This window comes from Devosia sp. ZB163 (assembly GCF_028613635.1).
Lineage (GTDB): Bacteria > Pseudomonadota > Alphaproteobacteria > Rhizobiales > Devosiaceae > Devosia_A.
Map to the genome: position 1 here is coordinate 227,478 of NZ_JAQRMY010000003.1, position 16,321 is coordinate 243,798.

A 16,321-nucleotide genomic window follows, 5' to 3' on the forward strand; every position below is an offset into this window, starting at 1 on the left:
CGTCGTAACGCGGCAACGCGGCCGCATGAAAGCACAAAGTGCAAAGCAAAAGGCCGTTCCCGCCAATCGACGGAAACGGCCTCGAAAAAGCTGCCTGCGGCGGGGGATTACTCCTCGTCGCTGTCCGCGCCCTTGAGCGACTTGAGCTTGGCGAAGACCGAGTCCGCGTCGATCTCTTCCTCCCGCTCGGGACGGCGGTCGCCCTGCTCCTCGTCGTCGACGTGCCCGCGGTTGGCGCCGGCCAGCGCTTCCTCGGCGGTGAGCAGCATGGTGCCCTGCTCGGCGATCTCGGCGCCCGGGGTGCCCTTGCTGGCGCGGCTCACTTCGAGGTCGAGGTCGATCTGGCTCGACAGGCCCAGCGTCACCGGGTCCATCGGGGTGATGTTGGCGTTGTTCCAGTGCGTGCCCTCGCGCACCGCGTCGATGGTCGACTTGGTGGTGCCCACGAGGCGCATGATCTGCGCGTCCTTGAGCTCGGGATGGTTGCGGAGCAGCCACTTGATCGCGTTGGGGCGCTCGTTGCGGCGCGAAATCGGGGTGTAGCGCGGGCCCTTGCGCTTGGGTGCAGCGACGCGGACCTTGGGCTCGCTCATCTTCATGCGGTAGTTCGAGTCGGCCTCGGCCTTCTCGATTTCCTCGCGCGTGAGCTGGCCGTTCTGGATCGGATTGGCGCCCATGATGCCGCTCGCCACGTCACCGTCGGCGACGCCCTGGACCTCGAGCGGGTGAAGTCCGCAGAAGGCCGCGATCTGCTCGAACGAAAGCGCGGTATTGTCGACCAGCCAGACGGCAGTTGCCTTGGGCATCAGAAGGGGCGTGGCCATCGGTAATATCTCCTTGAGGCGCGGCCCGGTTTTCCTCCGAACCGCTCCGCCTCGGGGTTTAATGCTGAGGGGGAACTACGGCCTATATACGCGCCGGCTCAAACCGATTCAATCGGATTGTCTGCATCGCCGCCAGTCTTGCGCAGGGTTTCACCCCACGATGTTATGAGGATCAGCTTGCCGAAGTTGTCCGAGCGCTCGAGTTCGACATGGCCGCGCGCCGCCTCGGTCAGCGGCACGGCACGGATGCGGGGCGGCCGGATGCGGCCGTCCGCGAGCCCGGGCCAGACATTGGCGCGGAGGCTCTGGGCGATCGCTGCCTTCACCTCGCGGGTCTGCGGCCTGAGCGTCGATCCCGAAAGGGTCAGCTGCTTCATCATCAGGAGGCCGGCATTGATCTCCGCCTTTGGCCCGGCCTGGGTCGAAACCAGCACGATGTGTCCGAAGCGGGCCGAAGCCCGGATGTTGCGATCGAGCGCGTCGCCGCCGACGATGTCGACGATCCGCTCGGCTCCCGTGCCGCCGGTGATCGACAGGGTACGCGCGACGAAATCCTCGGTCTTGCGATTGATGATCTCGGCAGCGCCGAGGTTTTGCGCATAGGCAGCCTTTGCGGCGTCGGAGACCACGGCGATGGGGATCGCTCCCGCCAGCTTCACGCGCTGGATGGCCGCGCCGCCGATGCCGCCCGCGCCACCGTGGATCAGCACGTGCATGCCGGCTTCGAGCCCGGCGCGCATCACGAGCGTCTGCTCGACGGTGAAGAAGGTCTCGGGGAGGGCAGCCCCTGCAAGCAGCGACCAGCCGAGCGGCAGGGGCAGGACCTGGCCGGCGGGCACCGCGACATACTCGGCGTAGCCCCCGCCATTGGTGAGTGCAACGACCGGGTCGCCCGGAGTGAAGTCCCTGACTCCCGGGCCGAGCGCGGCGATCTCGCCGCCGACTTCGAGACCGGGGAGGGGAGAGGCGTCGGCCGGCGGGTTGTATGTTCCGCGGCGCTGGCCGAGGTCGGGGGCGTTGAGGCCGGCCGCCGCGACCCGGATCAGCACCTCGCCCGGGCCGGGCACCGGGACCGGCATCATGACCGGCTGCAGCATTTCGGGGCCACCGAACGCGGCGATCTCGACGGCGATCATCTCGGCGGGGACGCTCATCACCTAGCTATGCGTCCGGTTACTCGCGCTGACAACCCGTTGAAGGAGTTGAACTCGGGGGCAGGCGGGCTAGAATTCTCCCTCAATCAACAAGAAGAGGGAGACGGCGATGTTCGAAGACGACCAGGTCAAGCGTCCCAAGGGCCATGAGGTCGGGATGCCGATCGACACCATGTCGGTCGAGGAACTGAACGATCGGATTGCGTTGCTGAAGCAGGAAATCGCCCGTCTCGAACAGGCCATCTCCGCCCGCGAGAAGACCCGCTCGGAGGCGGATTCGCTGTTCAAGCTTTAGGCGCTGGCGGACCGGGTCGCAACTGCACGGGAAGGCGTCGCGGTTCGGCTCGCGCCGTAAGCCTCGGGCGGTTCGCGCAGCCGGCGCAGACGCACCCCCCCCCTTCATTGTCACTCCCAGGAAGAGCGGAGCCCCTCCGTTCTTTGCGGCACGTCAGAGGTCACAGTTCGGCAAGGTTAAGAAAGCGATTCCTGTTAACCTCGAATTAACACTTCGGCGTTAACTTCGTCGTCATCCAGTTCTCTGGATTTGCAGAGTGGTTTCTCCCTCTGTTTGACGCCTCCCTGTTAACTTTCGAGAGCCGCCATTCGACGGCTCTTTTTCTTTTTTGGCGTTAAGCCAACGGCAATGCGCCGGGCGCAACATCGACCTGTTGGCCTCGCGGGGCCGTTTCGTTGGGCGCAGAAGCGTGGACGACAGCAGAAGCAATCGCAGCGCCGTGGCCCTGGGGCCGCGCATCGTGGCCTCGGGCGGGTTCGGTTCGCTCTATCGCGAGGGCATGGCCCTTATCGAGGAGGTCGCGGCCTATCTCGATGGCGAGGGGCGCACCGAGAGCAAGGTGCTCGGCCGCGAGGCGTCGCTGATCTATGCGACCGAAAGCATGCGGCTCACCACCCGCCTGATGCAGCTTGCCTCCTGGCTGTTGCTGCAGCGCGCCGTCAATGAGGGCGAGCTTACCCCCGAGAATGCCCGCGTCGAAAAGGAGAAGGTCCGCTTCTCCGCGACCCCCTCGGTCCGCGGCGGTCCCGGTTTCTCCGATCTCCCCGAACGCCTGCGCGGCTTCATCGCCAAGGGCGACCGCCTGTTCGACCGCGTGCAGCAATACGACAAGCTGGAACGCGGCGGCGTACCCGACTACGCCCCAGCGGCCGAGGGCGGCATCGCCGACCAGCTGAGCCGCCTCAAGGCCGCGTTCGGACGGCTCAAGGAATAAGTCGTCTCAAGCAATAGCGTGGACAGCAAAAAGCCCGGCGCAATGGCCGGGCTTTTGCAGTCTCGTCGGTGCGACGGCTTCTTAGAAGCCGAGGCCCTTGAACTTGTCCTTGAAGCGGGTGACGCGGCCACCGCGGTCCATCAGGTTGCCCTGGACGCCGGTCCAGGCCGGATGGGTCGTGGGGTCGATGTCGAGCTGCAGCGTGTCGCCTTCCTTGCCCCAGGTCGAACGGGTCTGGTAGGTCGTGCCGTCGGTCATCGCCACGTTGATGGTGTGGTAGTCGGGGTGGATGTCGTTCTTCATGGCGCTCGCCTCAAATCAAACGGGCGCCACGGCGCCCGGACTTATTCGAATTCGGATTGGCCGGGTTCATAGAGAAAATCCCGCCCTTGCGCAAGTGTGCGCCGCAGCTTGTCGTCAGGCGCGAGCGCAGCTCGTCGTCAGGCACGAGTTCGGCTTGTCGTTTAGCGCAGGCGCGGCTTGTCGTCATGCGCAAACGCGGCTTGTCGCCGGGCGCAAGTGCAGCTTGTCGCCGGGCGCAAGCGCAGCTTGTCGCAGGGGTGCAATTGGGTTGCGACGTAGGGCGCATGTGCCTATACCGGGGACGACTTGAGAAAACCCATGCCCAGCAAAGACCCAGCGGTCCCGACCGACAAGTTCGGCCCGAAGCAGTCGCGGGACCTGCGGCCGATCCAGCGGCTCGCCCCATTCGTCTTCAAGTATCCCTGGCGCCTGGGGCTGACCATCGGCTTCCTGCTGGTCTCGGCCATCTCCTCGCTGGTCATTCCCTCGCTCGCCGGCAAGATCATCGACAAGGGCTTCATCGAGAAGAACCTCGATATGGTGGCCCAGTACGGCATGCTGGCCATCGGCGTCGCGCTGGTGATGGCGCTCGCCAGCGCTGGCCGGTTCTATTTCATCTCGATCCTGGGCGAGCGCGTCCTTACCGACCTCCGGCGCAAGGTGTTCGAGCACCTGCTGACGCTCGACTCGCGCTTCTTCGACCTGCATCGGGTGGGCGAGCTCACGTCGCGCCTCAATGGTGACGTGGCGACGATCCGCGGCGCGATCGGCTCCAGCCTGTCGATGATGCTGCGCGGCGTGGTCACGCTGGTCGGCGCGGTCATCCTGATGTTCCTCACCAGCCCCTACCTGGCGCTGACGATCGTCATCATCGGGCCGGCCATCCTCGTTCCGGTTCTCCTCTATGCACGCCGGCTGCGCCGCATGTCGCGGCGGACCCAGGATGCGCTCGCCGACATGTCGGCCCTCGCCACCGAGGCGCTGGGCGCGAGCAAGACGATCAAGAGCTTCGTGCAGGAGCCGGAGCAGTCGCGCGTCTATGGTGAAAAGGCCGAGATGTCGTTCGAAGCGGAGGTGAGTCGCCTTGGCACGCGCGCAGCGCTGCTCGGCGGCCTGCTGTTCCTGTCGACGACCGGGCTGGTCGTTCTCGTCTGGTGGGGCGCCAATGCCGTGTTCCAGGGCACGGTCACGGTCGGCGAACTGGCGCAGTTCATGATCTATGCGCTGATGGCGAGCAACGCGCTCACCAATCTCTCCGAGATCATGGGCCTGCTGCACACCGTGTCGGGCGCAACCGAGCGGCTGGTCGAGATCCTCGATACCGAGCCCGCCATCAAGTCGCCGGCCAACCCCGTGCCGCTGCCCGAGCCGCCGCTGGGCACGGTCGAGTTCGACGAGGTCGATTTCTCCTATGGCACGCGCGACGACGAGCCGGTCATCGACAAGGTGAGCTTCTCGATCGCGCATGGCGAGACCGTCGCGCTGGTGGGCGCCTCGGGTGCCGGCAAGTCGACGATCTTCGCGCTGGTCCAGCGCTTCTACGATGTCACCGGCGGCCGGGTCCTCGTCGACGGCCTCGACGTCAGGGATGTCGAGCCGGCACAACTGCGGCGGCGCTTCGCCTATGTCGAGCAGGAGCCGACCATCTTCGCCGGCACCATCGCCGACAACATCCGCTTCGGGCGGCCCGAGGCGACGTTCGCCGAGATCGAGGCAGCAGCCAAGGCTGCGCTGGTGCACGACTTCGTCGTCGATCTGAGCCGGGGCTACGACTCGATCGTTGGTGAGCGCGGCGTCATGCTTTCGGGCGGGCAGAAGCAGCGGCTCGCCATCGCCCGGGCGTTGCTCAAGGATGCGCCGATCCTGCTTCTCGACGAGGCGACGTCGGCGCTCGATGCCGGCAGCGAGCGGCTCGTCCAGATGGCGCTCGATCGGCTGATGGAAGGGCGGACCACGCTGGTCATCGCCCACCGCCTCGCCACGATCCGCGATGCCAACCGCATCCTCGTCCTCGAGAAGGGCCGGGTGATCGACCAGGGCACGCACGAGCAGCTGGTCCGCAAGGGCGGCAAGTATGCGGAGCTGGCGAAGCTCCAGTTCCGCGACGAGATACTGCCGGCCGTAGCCGAATAGCACTATCGGTTCGGCGGCTCGGCGCTCAGCAAGCGCCGGACCAGGGCCGACCGGCTCCTGGCACCGGTCTTGTCGAACGTCCGCTGCAACTGGGTGCGCACGGTATTGATGCTCACTCCCAGCACCTCCGAGGCGGACGACAGGTCATGTCCGTCGACGATCAGCCGGGCCAACCTCGCCTGGGCCGGGGAAAGCCTGTAGACGGCCTCGGCTCCGGCGACGTGGCGTTCGACCATGTCGGCATGGTCGAACGAGACCATCACCTTGCCGTCCTCCAGCAGCACCCAGCAGAACAGCGGCTCGGCGGAATCGTCCGCCCCGAGCTGAACGGCCCAGTCCTGTCGGGGGGAGACGTTCAGCGGCACCTGCGCGTCCAGTTCGTCGAAGGCGAGGCGCAGCGTCTCGCGCAATTGCGACCGGCGCGCCCGCTGCCGGGCGAGCAGGCGGCCGCCGGAAACGACAAGGCCCGCGTGCTCGCGGATACGATCGCGCGCCTGCCCGTTCACCCAGACAACATGCGCGTCCCTATCGACCTGAATCAGTGGGCAGGAGGATTGTTCGGCGATGCTCTGCATCACCGAGAGGCAGGCAATCCTCCAGCCGCCGTCGACGCGATGGACGACCTTCAGCAACCGCTTCATGTCGGTGATGTCCTCGAGACCGATCTGATCGTAGGTCACCCAGCCCATGTTGCCATCGACGACGATGTTCACATTCTCCCAGCGCACCCGGCCTTCGAACGCGCTTGGTGTGGGGTGCCGCTGCATGACCTTGCGGATATGCGCCGCGATGGCGTCCCAGCCCTCATCCACGCGCACGCCGGTCGATGCGAACGAGTGCAGCCTGCGGGACTGTGGCGAGTGGACCCAGCAATCGGCCAGCGCGTCGAAATCGCGGCGAAGCCAGGCGTCGGTCTCGGCCCTGAGCATGGCCATGATGGCGTCGGCGTCCACGCCTGCACCGCTCATCGCGTTCATGCCCAGTCCCTCCGGATTTGTCATGCGCCCGCATGACACCTCGGCTCGATCGACTGTAGCACCATCCGGCCGTGCGGGGACGAATGGAGCGCCGGGAAAGATGCAGCAGAAGCTTATGGAAGAATCGAGGACATCCCTCGGTGTTTCGCCGCCCTTTGACCCCGAGTTCCTGGACGGTCTGATGGAGGTCGCGGGCCTCGACGTGCTCATCGTCACGTCCAGGCACAACGTCCAGTACATGCTCGGCGGCTACCGCTTCTTCATGTTCGACTACATGGATGCGATCGGCCTGAGCCGCTACCTCCCGATCTTCGTCTACCACCGCGGACACCCCGCCGAGAGCGCCTATATCGGCAACACGCACGAGGCTTTCGAGCAGGAACTGGGCCGGTTCTGGGTCGCCAATGTGCAGGCGACCTCGCGGACATCGGCCGATGCCATGCAGCTCTGCATCGAGCACCTTCGCCGCATCGGCCTCCCTTCGCGGCGCATCGGCATCGAGGCGGGCTTTCTCCCGGCCGACGCGTACCTGGTCCTCCGCGATGCGACGGAAGGGAGCGAGATCGTCGATGCAGTCGTGACGCTCGAACGCCTGCGCGCGGTGAAGACCCAAGCCGAACTGGCGCTGCTCCGACATGCATCGGAAAGCGTCGTCGATGCCATGCTGACGGTGTTCTCCGAGCTACGACCCGGACGGACAAAAAGCAATGTAGTTGAGGCACTTAGGCGTGAGGAGACCACGCGCGGCCTGATGTTCGAATACTGCCTGCTGACCGCCGGCCGGAGCTTCAATCGCGCTCCATCCGATCAGGTCCTCCGGGACGGCGATATCATGTCGCTGGATTCCGGCGGCAACTATCGCGGGTACATCGGAGATCACTGCCGCATGGGCATTCTTGGGGAGCCCGACGCCGAACTGGACGACCTCCTCGGGCAGATCGAGGAGGTCCAGCAGGCGGCCCGGAAGCCGCTCCTAGCTGGTGCGATCGGTGGGGACATCTACGCTGCCGTCGAGCCCTTCTTGGCGCGCCTGACGGCTGGCAAGGCGAGCTTTGTCGCCCATGGCATGGGCCTGATCAGCCACGAAGCGCCCCGCCTGACCGCAGACAGCCCGTGGCCCTATTCCGCCTACGACCGCGAGCGTCCGCTTGCTGCCGGCATGGTCATTTCGATCGAAACCACGCTCCAGCACCCCAGCCGGGGCTACATCAAGCTCGAGGACACCCTCGCCATCACGGCCAGCGGGTACGAGGCCTTCGGCGACCGCGGACGCGGCTGGAATCGCGCCGCAATCGCTGGACAACGGAAGAGCGGGCAGGGCGAGCAACGAACCGGATAGGTGCAGCAATGCGCACGGACGAAATCAGGTCGGCATATGCGTGCAGCGTGGCCCTGCTTGCCGTCGCAGGCGTGCTCCTCGTGACGAGGGAGTGGGCCGCAGTCCTGGCGGTCTTTCCCCTCTACTTCGCTCTCCAGATCGCGTGGTCGCAGTACTGGCTGGCTCGCAACAGGAGGGGCCCCCGAGCGGCGAGCGAGCAGAGGTACTGAGGCCGGATCAGCCGTCGGTCAGCTTGAACTCGATGCGGCGGTTGCGGGCGAAGGCTTCTTCGGTCTCGCCGGAGTCGATCGGGCGGCTATCGCCGAAGCCGGCGGCGACGAGGTGCTGGGCCGGAATCCCCTGCTCGACGAAGTACTTGGTCACCGCAATGGCGCGGGCGGCCGAGAGCTCCCAGTTGGAGGGAAACTCGGGCGTGTTGATCGGGCGCTTGTCAGTGTGTCCGTCGATGCGCAGCACCCAGTTCACGTCGTCCGGGATCTGCGACTGCAGTTCGCGGATGGCGGTCGCGAGCTTGGCCATTTCCGTGCGGCCCGCATCCGAGATGGTGGCCTGGCCGGCGGGGAAAAGCACTTCGGACTGGAACACGAAGCGGTCGCCGACCACCCTGACGTCGGTGCGGCCTTCCAGTACTTCGCGAAGTTTACCAAAGAAATCAGAGCGATAGCGGCTGAGGTCCTGCACGCGCTGGGCGAGGGCGAGGTTCAGCCTGCGGCCGAGATCGGCGATCTGGGTGCGGCTCTCGGTATCCTTGGTTTCCGACGCCTGCAGCGCCTCTTCCAGCGCGCCGATCTGGGTGCGGAGGGCGGAGAGCTGCTGGTTAAGCAGGGCGACCTGCGCCGCCGCCTCGTCGGAAAGCTCGGTTTGCGCCGCGAGATTGGACTCGAGGGCGGCGATCTGCGCGTCCTTGCCATCGCTGCCGCTGCCGATGCCGGCGAGCTGCGCGGTGACCCGGTCGCGCTCGTTGGACGTCGTGGTCAGAGTCGCGGAAAGTGTAGCGATCGTGGACTCGAGGTCGCTGGAGTTGGCCTTCTCCAGTTGCAGGAGTTCAGTGAGTTCCGCAATCTGGGCGTTCAGCCGGCTCATCGCGGTATCCTTGCCGCTGATCTCCTGGCCGAGGAAAAACTGGCTCAGCATGAACAGCGAGAGCAGGAAGATGATGACAAGAAGCAGGCTCGAGAGCGCGTCGACGAAGCCGGGCCAGTAGTTGGTGGTCTGCGATCGGCGTGAGCGGGCGAGGGCCATGGGGCGTGCTCCGGACTAGTTCGGACGCCGGTCGGATTCGCCTTCGCGGATCATGGCTTCCATCAGCTGCTGGAGCTTCTTGTTGGTTTCGCCCTGCTGGATGATGTGGCCGCGCAGGTCTTCCTGCTCGGCCCGGATGTGCTTGACGAGGCCGTCGATGCCGCGGGCGAGTTCGGCCATGGCGCGGATGGCGTTCTGCGAGGAATTCGAGTTCTGCAGGCTGTTGCCGAACTGGGCGAGCATGGCGCTCATTTCATCGCCCGAGAGGCCGAGGCCGGTTGCCTGCATCTGGGTGATGGGATGGTCGAGCTCAGTCATCGAGGTCATCCAGTCCTCGAGGTCCGTATAGAAGGCGTTCTGCGCCTGGCTCGCCTGGAGGTCGAGGAAGCCGAGGATCAGCGAGCCGGTAAGGCCGAGCAGCGAGGCCGAGAAGGCGGTGCCCATGCCGCCCAGCGGCGCGGCAAGGCCTTCCTTGAGGTTGGAAAAGAGCGTCGCCGTGTCGCCGGCCGTGGCATCCAGCGCCTGGATGGTGGTGGCAACGTGGGTCACCGTCTCGAGCAGGCCATAGAAGGTGCCGAGCAGGCCGAGGAAGACGAGGAGGCCGGTGAGATAGCGCGAGGTATCCTTGGCTTCGTCGAGGCGGTTGCCGACGGAATCGAGGATCGAGCGCATCGAGGACGGCGTGATCACCGCCTCGCCCAGCCGGTCGCGCAACAGGTTCGCGACGGGCGCAAGCAGGCGAGGCTGCGTCGAGGGCATGCGGCCCTCCTGCAGCGAATTCACCCAGTTGATCTCGGGAAAGAGCCGAACCACCTGGCGGAAGCTCAGGACGATGCCGATGCCGAGCGTCAGCAGGATCAGGCTGTTGATGAAGGGGTTGGCCCAGAAGAAGATCAGCAGCTGGTTGAACAGGATCGCCGCAATCAGCGCCACCAGCACCAGGAACACGATCATCTTGACGAGATAGACCGCCGGGCTCGCTAAGCGGTAGGGGTCATAGCTCTGCGACATCTCGCTGCCCTTGGTCGAGTGCAATCAGCCCGACAATACGGTGCTTCGGCGAAGCCACGCAACGGTCGGGGGCCGGCAAACCCGGTTAACCCCATGAAATGCCGGTAGTGTGACGTGAGGGTGGCGGGCTCGCGCAGTCGCGAGCCTACTTCACGCCCTTCACGATCTTCAGCAGCTGACCCTGGATGATCTCGTTGCCCGAGATCACCTGGCCGTTCCAGACCGAACCGGTGGTGCCGGCGAAATCGCTGGTGGTGCCGCCGGCTTCGCGCACAAGCAGGATGCCGGGCGCGACGTCCCAGGGCTTGAGGCCCGCTTCCCAGTAAGCATCGAAGCGGCCGGCTGCGACCCAGGCAAGGTCGGTGGAGGCCGAGCCGGTGCGGCGGATGCCGGCGACGGCGGGCGTCACCTGGGCGAGCTGTTTCAGCTGCATCACGTCGAGGGCGCGACCCTGCGAGTTGATGCCGGTGACGACGACGGCATCAGCAAGGTGACGACGGTTGGCGACGCGCAGGCGCTTGCGATCATTGAGCCAGGCGCCACCGCCCTTTTCGGCGGTGTAGAGCTCGTCCATTATCGGGTTGAAGATGGCCGAGGCCACGATCTCGTCGTTGCGCTCGAGCGCGATGGCGACGGCGAACATCGGAATGCCGTGGAGGAAGTTGGTGGTGCCATCGAGCGGATCGACGATCCAGCGGTGCTGGCCGTCCGAGCCCTTCACCTCGGTGCCTTCCTCGCCGAGGAAGGAGTAGGTCGGGCGGGCCTTCTGCAGTTCCTCGAACACGATCTGCTCGGCGCGCCGGTCGGCGTTCGAGACGAAATCGGCGGGGCCCTTGAGGGAAACCTGCAGGTTCTCGACCTCGCCGAAATCCTTGGCGAGGGAGCGGCCTGCCTTGGTTGCAGCCTGGACCATGATGTTGAGAAGCGCCGAGCGCATGGGGGGAACTCCGCGCGGAAAAGCAAGGGAACAGGGGAAGGCCGCTATGTGCCCGAGAACGGCGGCAAGCGCAAGCCGGGCTAGTTGCTCTTGGGCGAGGCTGCCGCCTTGCTTTCGGCCACCCTGGTGGGCGGCTCCGAGGGCCAGAAACGGGCGCGTTCCTCGGCCCGGGCCAACTGGTCGGCTGGCATGCCGGCGAGCAGCTTGTCGAGTTGGGCATCCTTCATGCCCTGCCGGCGGGCCAGAGACCGGTACATGGCGGCCTTCTCCAGATCGGCAGTAACGCCTTCGCCCGCTGCAAGAAGCTTGGCGTAGCGGTTCTGCGCCACGGGATTGCCGCCTTCGGCGGCGCGGTCATACCATTGCGCCGCCGCAACACGATCCTGCGTCACGCCGCGACCGAGATAGAGCATGGTGGCGTATTCGACCTGCGCAGAGGTCAGCCCATCTTCGGCGGCAAGGCGGAACTGTTCCGCCGCCGCCGCCGGGTTGGGGGCGATGCCAGCGCCTTCGGACAGCATCCCGCCGTAGTCGTAGCGCGCCTCGGGAACGCCAGCATTGGCTGCCTCGCCGATGAGGGCCGCGGCCTTGGTGAGGCTCGGCTCGACGTAGACACCTTCGACATGGAGCAGGCCGAGATTGTACTTGGCCATCACGTTGCCCGCGTCGGCCGACGTCTTGAACAGCTCGGCGGCGCGCTTGCGGTCCTTCTCGACGCCGCGCCCTTCCTGGTAGAGCAGGGCGAGCTCGAATGTGCCGAGGGCATCGCCGTTCTCGCTCGCCAGCCGGTACCAGTCGGCGGCCGCCTTGAGGTTCTCGCCGACGCCCAGTCCCTTGGCGTAGATCTCGCCGATCAGGGTCTGTGCGGGGGCATCGCCGTTCTGCGCACGCGGCAGGGCGAGTTCGAGTGCCGTCAGGTAGTAGCCGCGCTGGAAGGCGCCGAAGGCCGGGTCGGCCTTGTCGCCGAAGATGGCGCCGCTGATGGTTTGCGCGTCGCTGGGGGTGCCGGAATAGAACTCCTCGGGCACGGGCCCGATCGGCAGGTCCAGAATTCCGAGGTTGTCCAGCTGCATGCCCTTGGGGCGCAGGTCGATGAAGTCCTGCGCCGCTTCCTGCGCCATTGCCGGCAGGCTCAGCGCAGCAGCCAGCAGGGTGAGTGTCAGGCGCGCCTTCACTGGGCGGCCTCAGCTATCGGCAGGGGCAGACCGATGAATTCGCAGCCTTCGGATTCGTAGCTCGAGGGTCCGGCCTGCGGGTCCGACAGCACGCTTGGAATCTCCATGGTCTCCGCCCACCAACGCGCCAAGGCGCGCGCCTCGGCAGATATGGAGCCCGAAAGCGGCCCAAATAGGATGTAGTCGATGTCGAGCTCGCCCTTGTGCATGGCGTCGTCGCGCGAGCCGATATCGCCGATCCCCACGATCAGGTCGGGCTTGAGCGCGGCGATGGCTTCCTTCACTGCCTTGACCCCGCCCTGCACATGGAGGCCGTCGGCGCCGAGGAGCCGGACGAGCCCGGGTTCGCCCTCGACCAGTACGGCAGTGCCGTTAGCCTGGGCCAGCGGCACGATGGTCTTGGCCAGCGCCTTGTAGGCGTTCTCGCCGAGGCTGCCGCGCGGTAGCAGCAGCGCCGCCACTTCACCCTGGGCGAAGGCGCCCTTCAGGGCTTCGGCAAGCTGATCGGCGGCAAGGTCGGTGCGGGCGATGAGGAAGGTTTCGGCTGACATGGCGGTGTTATAGCGGCGGGAGCGCCGATGTGGAGCCGAATTCTGGCAGGAAACGGGCAGTCGGTTAGCGGAAAAGAAAAAGGGGCGCCGAAGCGCCCCAGTCGGGAGATCAGGAATGGTCTGTCAGGCCGCGAGGTCGAGGCCCGGGTTGTACTGGCCGATGGCGGCCAGTGCATTCATGTGGGCGCGGTGCGCGAAGGCCTGCTGGGCCGCCGGCACGTTCTTCGCCTCGCCGTTCCAGGTGACGAGCGCCGAGGTCTGGAGCGCGCGGCCATAGGAGAAAGTCAGGGCCCAGGGAAGGTTGTCGAACTGGTTCATGGCCGAGAGGTGGGCGGTGGCCTCCTCGTCGGACTGGCCGCCCGACAGGAAGGCGATGCCCGGAACCGCGGCGGGGACATAGCGGCGCAGCGTCTCGACGGTGCGGCGGGCCACTTCGTCGACGCCTGCACGATCCTTCGAACGCACGCCCGAAGTCACCATGTTGGGCTTCAGCAGCATGCCGCTCAGGTCAACGCCCGCAAGGCGAAGCTCACGGAACACGGCTTCGAGCGTCTCGCCCGTCACATCCTCGCAGCGCTGGATGGAGTGATCACCCGGCTCGCCGTCGGCAAGAACCTCGGGCTCGACTACCGGCACGATGCCGGCTTCCTGGCAGTACATGGCGTAGCGAGCCAACGCGTGGGCGTTGGCGCGAATGCCGTTGCGGGAGGGGGCATAGGAGGTGATTGCGATGACGCCGCGCCACTTGGCGAAGCCGGCGCCGAGCTTGGCGTAGTGCGCCAGACGCTGGCGCAGGCCATCGAGGCCCTCGGTGATCTTCTCGTCCCTGGTCCCCGGCAGGGGCAGGGCACCGCGATCGACCTTGATGCCGGGGATAACGTCGGTTTCCTCGAACAGCTGCCGAAACGGCGTGCCGTCCTTGGCCTTCTGCTCCAGCGTCTCCTCGGTGAGGATGACGCCCGAGATGTAGTCACGCATCGCGTCGGTCGAACGGAACAGCATCTCGCGATAGTCGCGGCGCGATTCCAGCGTGACGGGCAGCCCGATCAGCGCGAAGCGCTTGGCGATGGTGCCTTCGGACTCGTCGGCGGCAAGGATGCCCTTGCCGCGGGTGACCAGTTTCTTGGCGATTGCATTGAGCGAGGCCATGGGAGGGAGGGTCTCCGTTTGCATGGCCGAATAATGCCCTGCCGCCCCCGCCGGTTCGATTAGACGTTCAGTTATTAGACGTTCGTTTTCAGACGAAAGAGGGGATTACCCTTTCAGCGCCTCGACGCCGGGCAAGGCCTTGCCTTCCATCCACTCAAGGAAAGCGCCGCCGGCCGTCGAGACGTAGCTGAACTGGTCCTTGACGCCGGCATGCGCGAGCGCGGCGACCGTATCGCCGCCACCTGCGACCGAGACGACCTTGCCGGCCTTGGTGCGCTGGGCGACATACCGGGCGATTTCGACCGTGCCGTGGTCGAAGGGCTGCATCTCGAAGGCGCCGAGCGGGCCGTTCCAGACCACGGTCCTCGCCTCGTCGATGGCGGCCTTGATGCGCTCGATCGAACCGGGACCGACGTCGAGAATCATGCCCTCGGGATCCATGGCGTCGACGCCGTAGAAGCGATGCGGGGCATTGGCCTCGAAGTGCCAGGCGACGGTCGCGTCGATGGGCAGGATGATGGCGCAGTGGGCCTGATCGGCTTTCTCGCGGATGCGGTTGGCGGTGTCGGCCAGGTCCTTCTCGGCCAGCGACTTGCCGACGCCGAGCCCGCCGGCGTGGAGGAAGGTGTTGGCCATCGCGCCGCCGATCACCAGGGCATCGACCTTGGAGATGAGGTTTTCGAGCAGATCGAGCTTGGTCGATACCTTGGCGCCGCCGACGATGGCGATCACCGGACGTTCGGGAGCGCCGAGGCCCTGCTCGAGGGCCCGCAGCTCCTGCTCCATCGATCGGCCGGCAGCCGAGGGGAGCAGCCGGGCGATGGCCTCGGTCGAGGCGTGGGCGCGATGGGCTGCAGAGAAGGCGTCGTTGACGTAGATGTCGCCGAGCTCGGCCATGCGCTTGGCGAGTTCGAGGTCGTTCGCCTCCTCGCCCGGATGGAATCGGGTGTTTTCGAGCACGAGGATCGAACCGGCCGGGGCCTCGTCGATCGCCTGCTTGGCCTTGCTCACATCGACCCAGTCGGTCTCGACGAAACCAACGGGATGGCCGGTTTCCTCGGCGACGGATTGCACGACCTGCTCGAGCGAGAACTCGGGATCGACCTTGCCCTTGGGCCGGCCGAAATGGCTGAGGATGATGGCCTTGCCATCGACCTTGATGATCTCGCGGATCGTGGGCACCAGCCGCTCGATACGGGTGGCGTCGGTCACCTTGCCGTCGGCGACCGGCACGTTGAGATCGGCGCGCACCAGCACCCGCTTGCCCGAGAGATCGAAGTCATCGAGGGTCTTGAAGGCCGGCATCTGATGCACCTGCTGATGAAGTTAGGTGCCGCTGCTATAGCAAGGATTGTGGCAGTGGCAACAGCGGTACCAGCAAAAGCGAAGGGCGCCACGATGGGCGCCCTGCAGGTTTGTCAGATGCTTCAGGGCCGATCACGGCACAAGCATAAACCCGACCAAGGGCGCGCCCAGCGGCTTGACGGCCTCGAGCGATGCGCCGTTCCGGTCGCGATCGAGCAGAGTGTCCTCGCCAAGGGCGAAACGCGCGCCGACCAGGAAACGGTGGTCACGAACCTCGTTACTTGGGCCCTGATCAAATGAGGTCGACGCGTAATCGTAGCTGGCGAACAGCGACAGCGGCAGGTCGTCGAACTTGTACTCCGCTCCGATACCCGCGCTCACCGTCGTGAGGGTTGCATCGAAGATCTCGAACTCAAGCGTGTTTATCCCGACCCGTCCCTCGATGCTGAAATTCGGCGTCAGGAAATAGCGGGCCTCGAGATTGCCGAACCAGCCCGACAAGCCGAGGGAAGGGCCGCCAGATCCAAAGTCGTACTTCTGCATGCCGCCCTGACCATAGAGGGTCAGGTTGTCGACAAATACCTGAGCCTCACCGCCGAGATAGCTCCGGTTGGTTTCGCCGTCGCTGAAGCCGTTGTAGTCGGCGTTGTCGCGTCCGATCTGCACAAAGCCACCGACGAGGAAGCCTTCCTCGCGGTAGAAGCCGTGCAGGGCGCCGTCGAAATTCGATAGGGTGAGATCGTCCGACGACTCAGAAAGTGTACGCTGCATGAAACGGACATCGCCCTGTGCGCCCAGAACGGACGTGAACATGTAGGCGCCGCTCGCGAGGGCTTCGATCGCCCATCCGTCAACCACATCGGGGCTGCCGCCATCGAATTCGAGCGAAGTCGGGCCGACGCCGAGCGAGACGAAGCCCGTTGGATCGGCCAGTGCAGGTGTGGCAAGGCAAAGCGTTGCGAGGGACGCAGTGGCGCCCAGCATTCCAAATC

General features: G+C 65.7%; 16 protein-coding genes. 4 read left to right on the forward strand and 12 right to left on the reverse strand.

What is annotated here, in order from left to right; genetic code table 11:
• Positions 1-107: 107 nt before the first annotated feature.
• Positions 108-824, reverse strand: a complete 717-nt coding sequence (locus PRN20_RS15070; RefSeq protein ID WP_273958354.1) for a DUF1013 domain-containing protein — start codon at positions 822-824, stop codon at positions 108-110.
• A gap of 98 nt (positions 825-922) precedes the next feature.
• On the reverse strand, positions 923-1,978 hold the full coding sequence (locus tag PRN20_RS15075; RefSeq protein WP_273958356.1) for an NAD(P)H-quinone oxidoreductase: 1,056 nt from the start codon (positions 1,976-1,978) through the stop codon (positions 923-925).
• Positions 1,979-2,087: 109 nt separating this feature from the next.
• On the opposite strand from PRN20_RS15075, the gene PRN20_RS15080 reads away from it, so the two are divergent.
• Complete coding sequence (locus PRN20_RS15080; protein ID WP_273958358.1) at positions 2,088-2,273, forward strand: DUF1192 domain-containing protein; 186 nt, start codon at positions 2,088-2,090, stop codon at positions 2,271-2,273.
• Between the two features lie 409 nt (positions 2,274-2,682).
• On the forward strand, positions 2,683-3,207 hold the full coding sequence (gene rcdA, locus PRN20_RS15085; protein ID WP_273958360.1) for a protease adaptor protein RcdA: 525 nt from the start codon (positions 2,683-2,685) through the stop codon (positions 3,205-3,207).
• Positions 3,208-3,288: 81 nt separating this feature from the next.
• Here the strand turns inward: rcdA and rpmE are convergent, their stop codons facing one another.
• On the reverse strand, positions 3,289-3,510 hold the full coding sequence (gene rpmE, locus PRN20_RS15090; protein WP_273958361.1) for a 50S ribosomal protein L31: 222 nt from the start codon (positions 3,508-3,510) through the stop codon (positions 3,289-3,291).
• A 318-nt stretch (positions 3,511-3,828) separates the two neighbouring features.
• Between rpmE and PRN20_RS15095 the strand changes: the two genes are divergently transcribed.
• Entirely contained in the window at positions 3,829-5,643 is a 1,815-nt protein-coding gene (locus tag PRN20_RS15095) for an ABC transporter ATP-binding protein (RefSeq protein ID WP_273958362.1), read from the forward strand.
• Between the two features lie 2 nt (positions 5,644-5,645).
• Here the strand turns inward: PRN20_RS15095 and PRN20_RS15100 are convergent, their stop codons facing one another.
• The gene (locus PRN20_RS15100) at positions 5,646-6,620 is read right to left on the reverse strand and encodes a LuxR family transcriptional regulator (protein WP_273958363.1); all 975 of its coding nucleotides are present in this window, start codon (positions 6,618-6,620) and stop codon (positions 5,646-5,648) included.
• Positions 6,621-6,720: 100 nt separating this feature from the next.
• On the opposite strand from PRN20_RS15100, the gene PRN20_RS15105 reads away from it, so the two are divergent.
• Positions 6,721-7,959, forward strand: coding sequence for a M24 family metallopeptidase (locus PRN20_RS15105; RefSeq protein WP_273958364.1), 1,239 nt, complete (start codon positions 6,721-6,723; stop codon positions 7,957-7,959).
• Between the two features lie 216 nt (positions 7,960-8,175).
• Here PRN20_RS15105 and PRN20_RS15110 read toward each other — a convergent pair whose 3' ends face one another.
• The 8 genes from PRN20_RS15110 to PRN20_RS15145 all read right to left on the reverse strand — a co-directional run bounded on the left by PRN20_RS15110 (position 8,176) and on the right by PRN20_RS15145 (position 16,313).
• Positions 8,176-9,201 (reverse strand): peptidoglycan -binding protein, encoded by a 1,026-nt coding sequence (locus PRN20_RS15110; protein ID WP_273958366.1) that lies wholly within the window; start codon positions 9,199-9,201, stop codon positions 8,176-8,178.
• A gap of 15 nt (positions 9,202-9,216) precedes the next feature.
• Positions 9,217-10,212 carry a flagellar motor protein MotA gene (locus PRN20_RS15115; protein WP_273958367.1) on the reverse strand — a complete coding sequence of 332 codons (996 nt, stop codon included), beginning with the start codon at positions 10,210-10,212 and terminating at the stop codon, positions 9,217-9,219.
• A 145-nt stretch (positions 10,213-10,357) separates the two neighbouring features.
• The gene (locus tag PRN20_RS15120) at positions 10,358-11,149 is read right to left on the reverse strand and encodes an inositol monophosphatase family protein (protein WP_273958368.1); all 792 of its coding nucleotides are present in this window, start codon (positions 11,147-11,149) and stop codon (positions 10,358-10,360) included.
• Between the two features lie 80 nt (positions 11,150-11,229).
• Complete coding sequence (locus PRN20_RS15125; protein ID WP_273958369.1) at positions 11,230-12,324, reverse strand: tetratricopeptide repeat protein; 1,095 nt, start codon at positions 12,322-12,324, stop codon at positions 11,230-11,232.
• Positions 12,321-12,875, reverse strand: a complete 555-nt coding sequence (locus PRN20_RS15130) for a thiamine phosphate synthase (RefSeq protein ID WP_273958370.1) — start codon at positions 12,873-12,875, stop codon at positions 12,321-12,323. Before PRN20_RS15130 ends, PRN20_RS15125 begins: the two co-directional genes overlap by 4 nt.
• Positions 12,876-12,998: 123 nt before the next feature.
• Complete coding sequence (locus tag PRN20_RS15135) at positions 12,999-14,024, reverse strand: class I fructose-bisphosphate aldolase (protein WP_273958371.1); 1,026 nt, start codon at positions 14,022-14,024, stop codon at positions 12,999-13,001.
• Between the two features lie 105 nt (positions 14,025-14,129).
• Positions 14,130-15,329 (reverse strand): phosphoglycerate kinase, encoded by a 1,200-nt coding sequence (locus tag PRN20_RS15140; protein WP_273958372.1) that lies wholly within the window; start codon positions 15,327-15,329, stop codon positions 14,130-14,132.
• A 132-nt stretch (positions 15,330-15,461) separates the two neighbouring features.
• Positions 15,462-16,313, reverse strand: coding sequence for a hypothetical protein (locus PRN20_RS15145; RefSeq protein ID WP_273958373.1), 852 nt, complete (start codon positions 16,311-16,313; stop codon positions 15,462-15,464).
• Positions 16,314-16,321 lie beyond the last annotated feature (8 nt).

Excerpts from the sequence above, each read along its gene's own strand:
- rpmE (WP_273958361.1), bottom strand. The coding sequence starts at position 3,510 with ATGAAGAACGACATCCACCCCGACTACCACACCATCAACGTGGCGATG.
- PRN20_RS15070 (WP_273958354.1), bottom strand. The coding sequence starts at position 824 with ATGGCCACGCCCCTTCTGATGCCCAAGGCAACTGCCGTCTGGCTGGTC.
- PRN20_RS15115 (WP_273958367.1), bottom strand. The coding sequence starts at position 10,212 with ATGTCGCAGAGCTATGACCCCTACCGCTTAGCGAGCCCGGCGGTCTAT.
- PRN20_RS15140 (WP_273958372.1), bottom strand. The coding sequence starts at position 15,329 with ATGCCGGCCTTCAAGACCCTCGATGACTTCGATCTCTCGGGCAAGCGG.
- PRN20_RS15130 (WP_273958370.1), bottom strand. The coding sequence starts at position 12,875 with ATGTCAGCCGAAACCTTCCTCATCGCCCGCACCGACCTTGCCGCCGAT.
- PRN20_RS15110 (WP_273958366.1), bottom strand. The coding sequence starts at position 9,201 with ATGGCCCTCGCCCGCTCACGCCGATCGCAGACCACCAACTACTGGCCC.
- PRN20_RS15095 (WP_273958362.1), top strand. The coding sequence starts at position 3,829 with ATGCCCAGCAAAGACCCAGCGGTCCCGACCGACAAGTTCGGCCCGAAG.
- PRN20_RS15105 (WP_273958364.1), top strand. The coding sequence starts at position 6,721 with ATGCAGCAGAAGCTTATGGAAGAATCGAGGACATCCCTCGGTGTTTCG.
- PRN20_RS15080 (WP_273958358.1), top strand. The coding sequence starts at position 2,088 with ATGTTCGAAGACGACCAGGTCAAGCGTCCCAAGGGCCATGAGGTCGGG.
- PRN20_RS15145 (WP_273958373.1), bottom strand. The coding sequence starts at position 16,313 with ATGCTGGGCGCCACTGCGTCCCTCGCAACGCTTTGCCTTGCCACACCT.
- PRN20_RS15100 (WP_273958363.1), bottom strand. The coding sequence starts at position 6,620 with ATGAACGCGATGAGCGGTGCAGGCGTGGACGCCGACGCCATCATGGCC.
- PRN20_RS15075 (WP_273958356.1), bottom strand. The coding sequence starts at position 1,978 with ATGAGCGTCCCCGCCGAGATGATCGCCGTCGAGATCGCCGCGTTCGGT.
- PRN20_RS15135 (WP_273958371.1), bottom strand. The coding sequence starts at position 14,024 with ATGGCCTCGCTCAATGCAATCGCCAAGAAACTGGTCACCCGCGGCAAG.
- PRN20_RS15120 (WP_273958368.1), bottom strand. The coding sequence starts at position 11,149 with ATGCGCTCGGCGCTTCTCAACATCATGGTCCAGGCTGCAACCAAGGCA.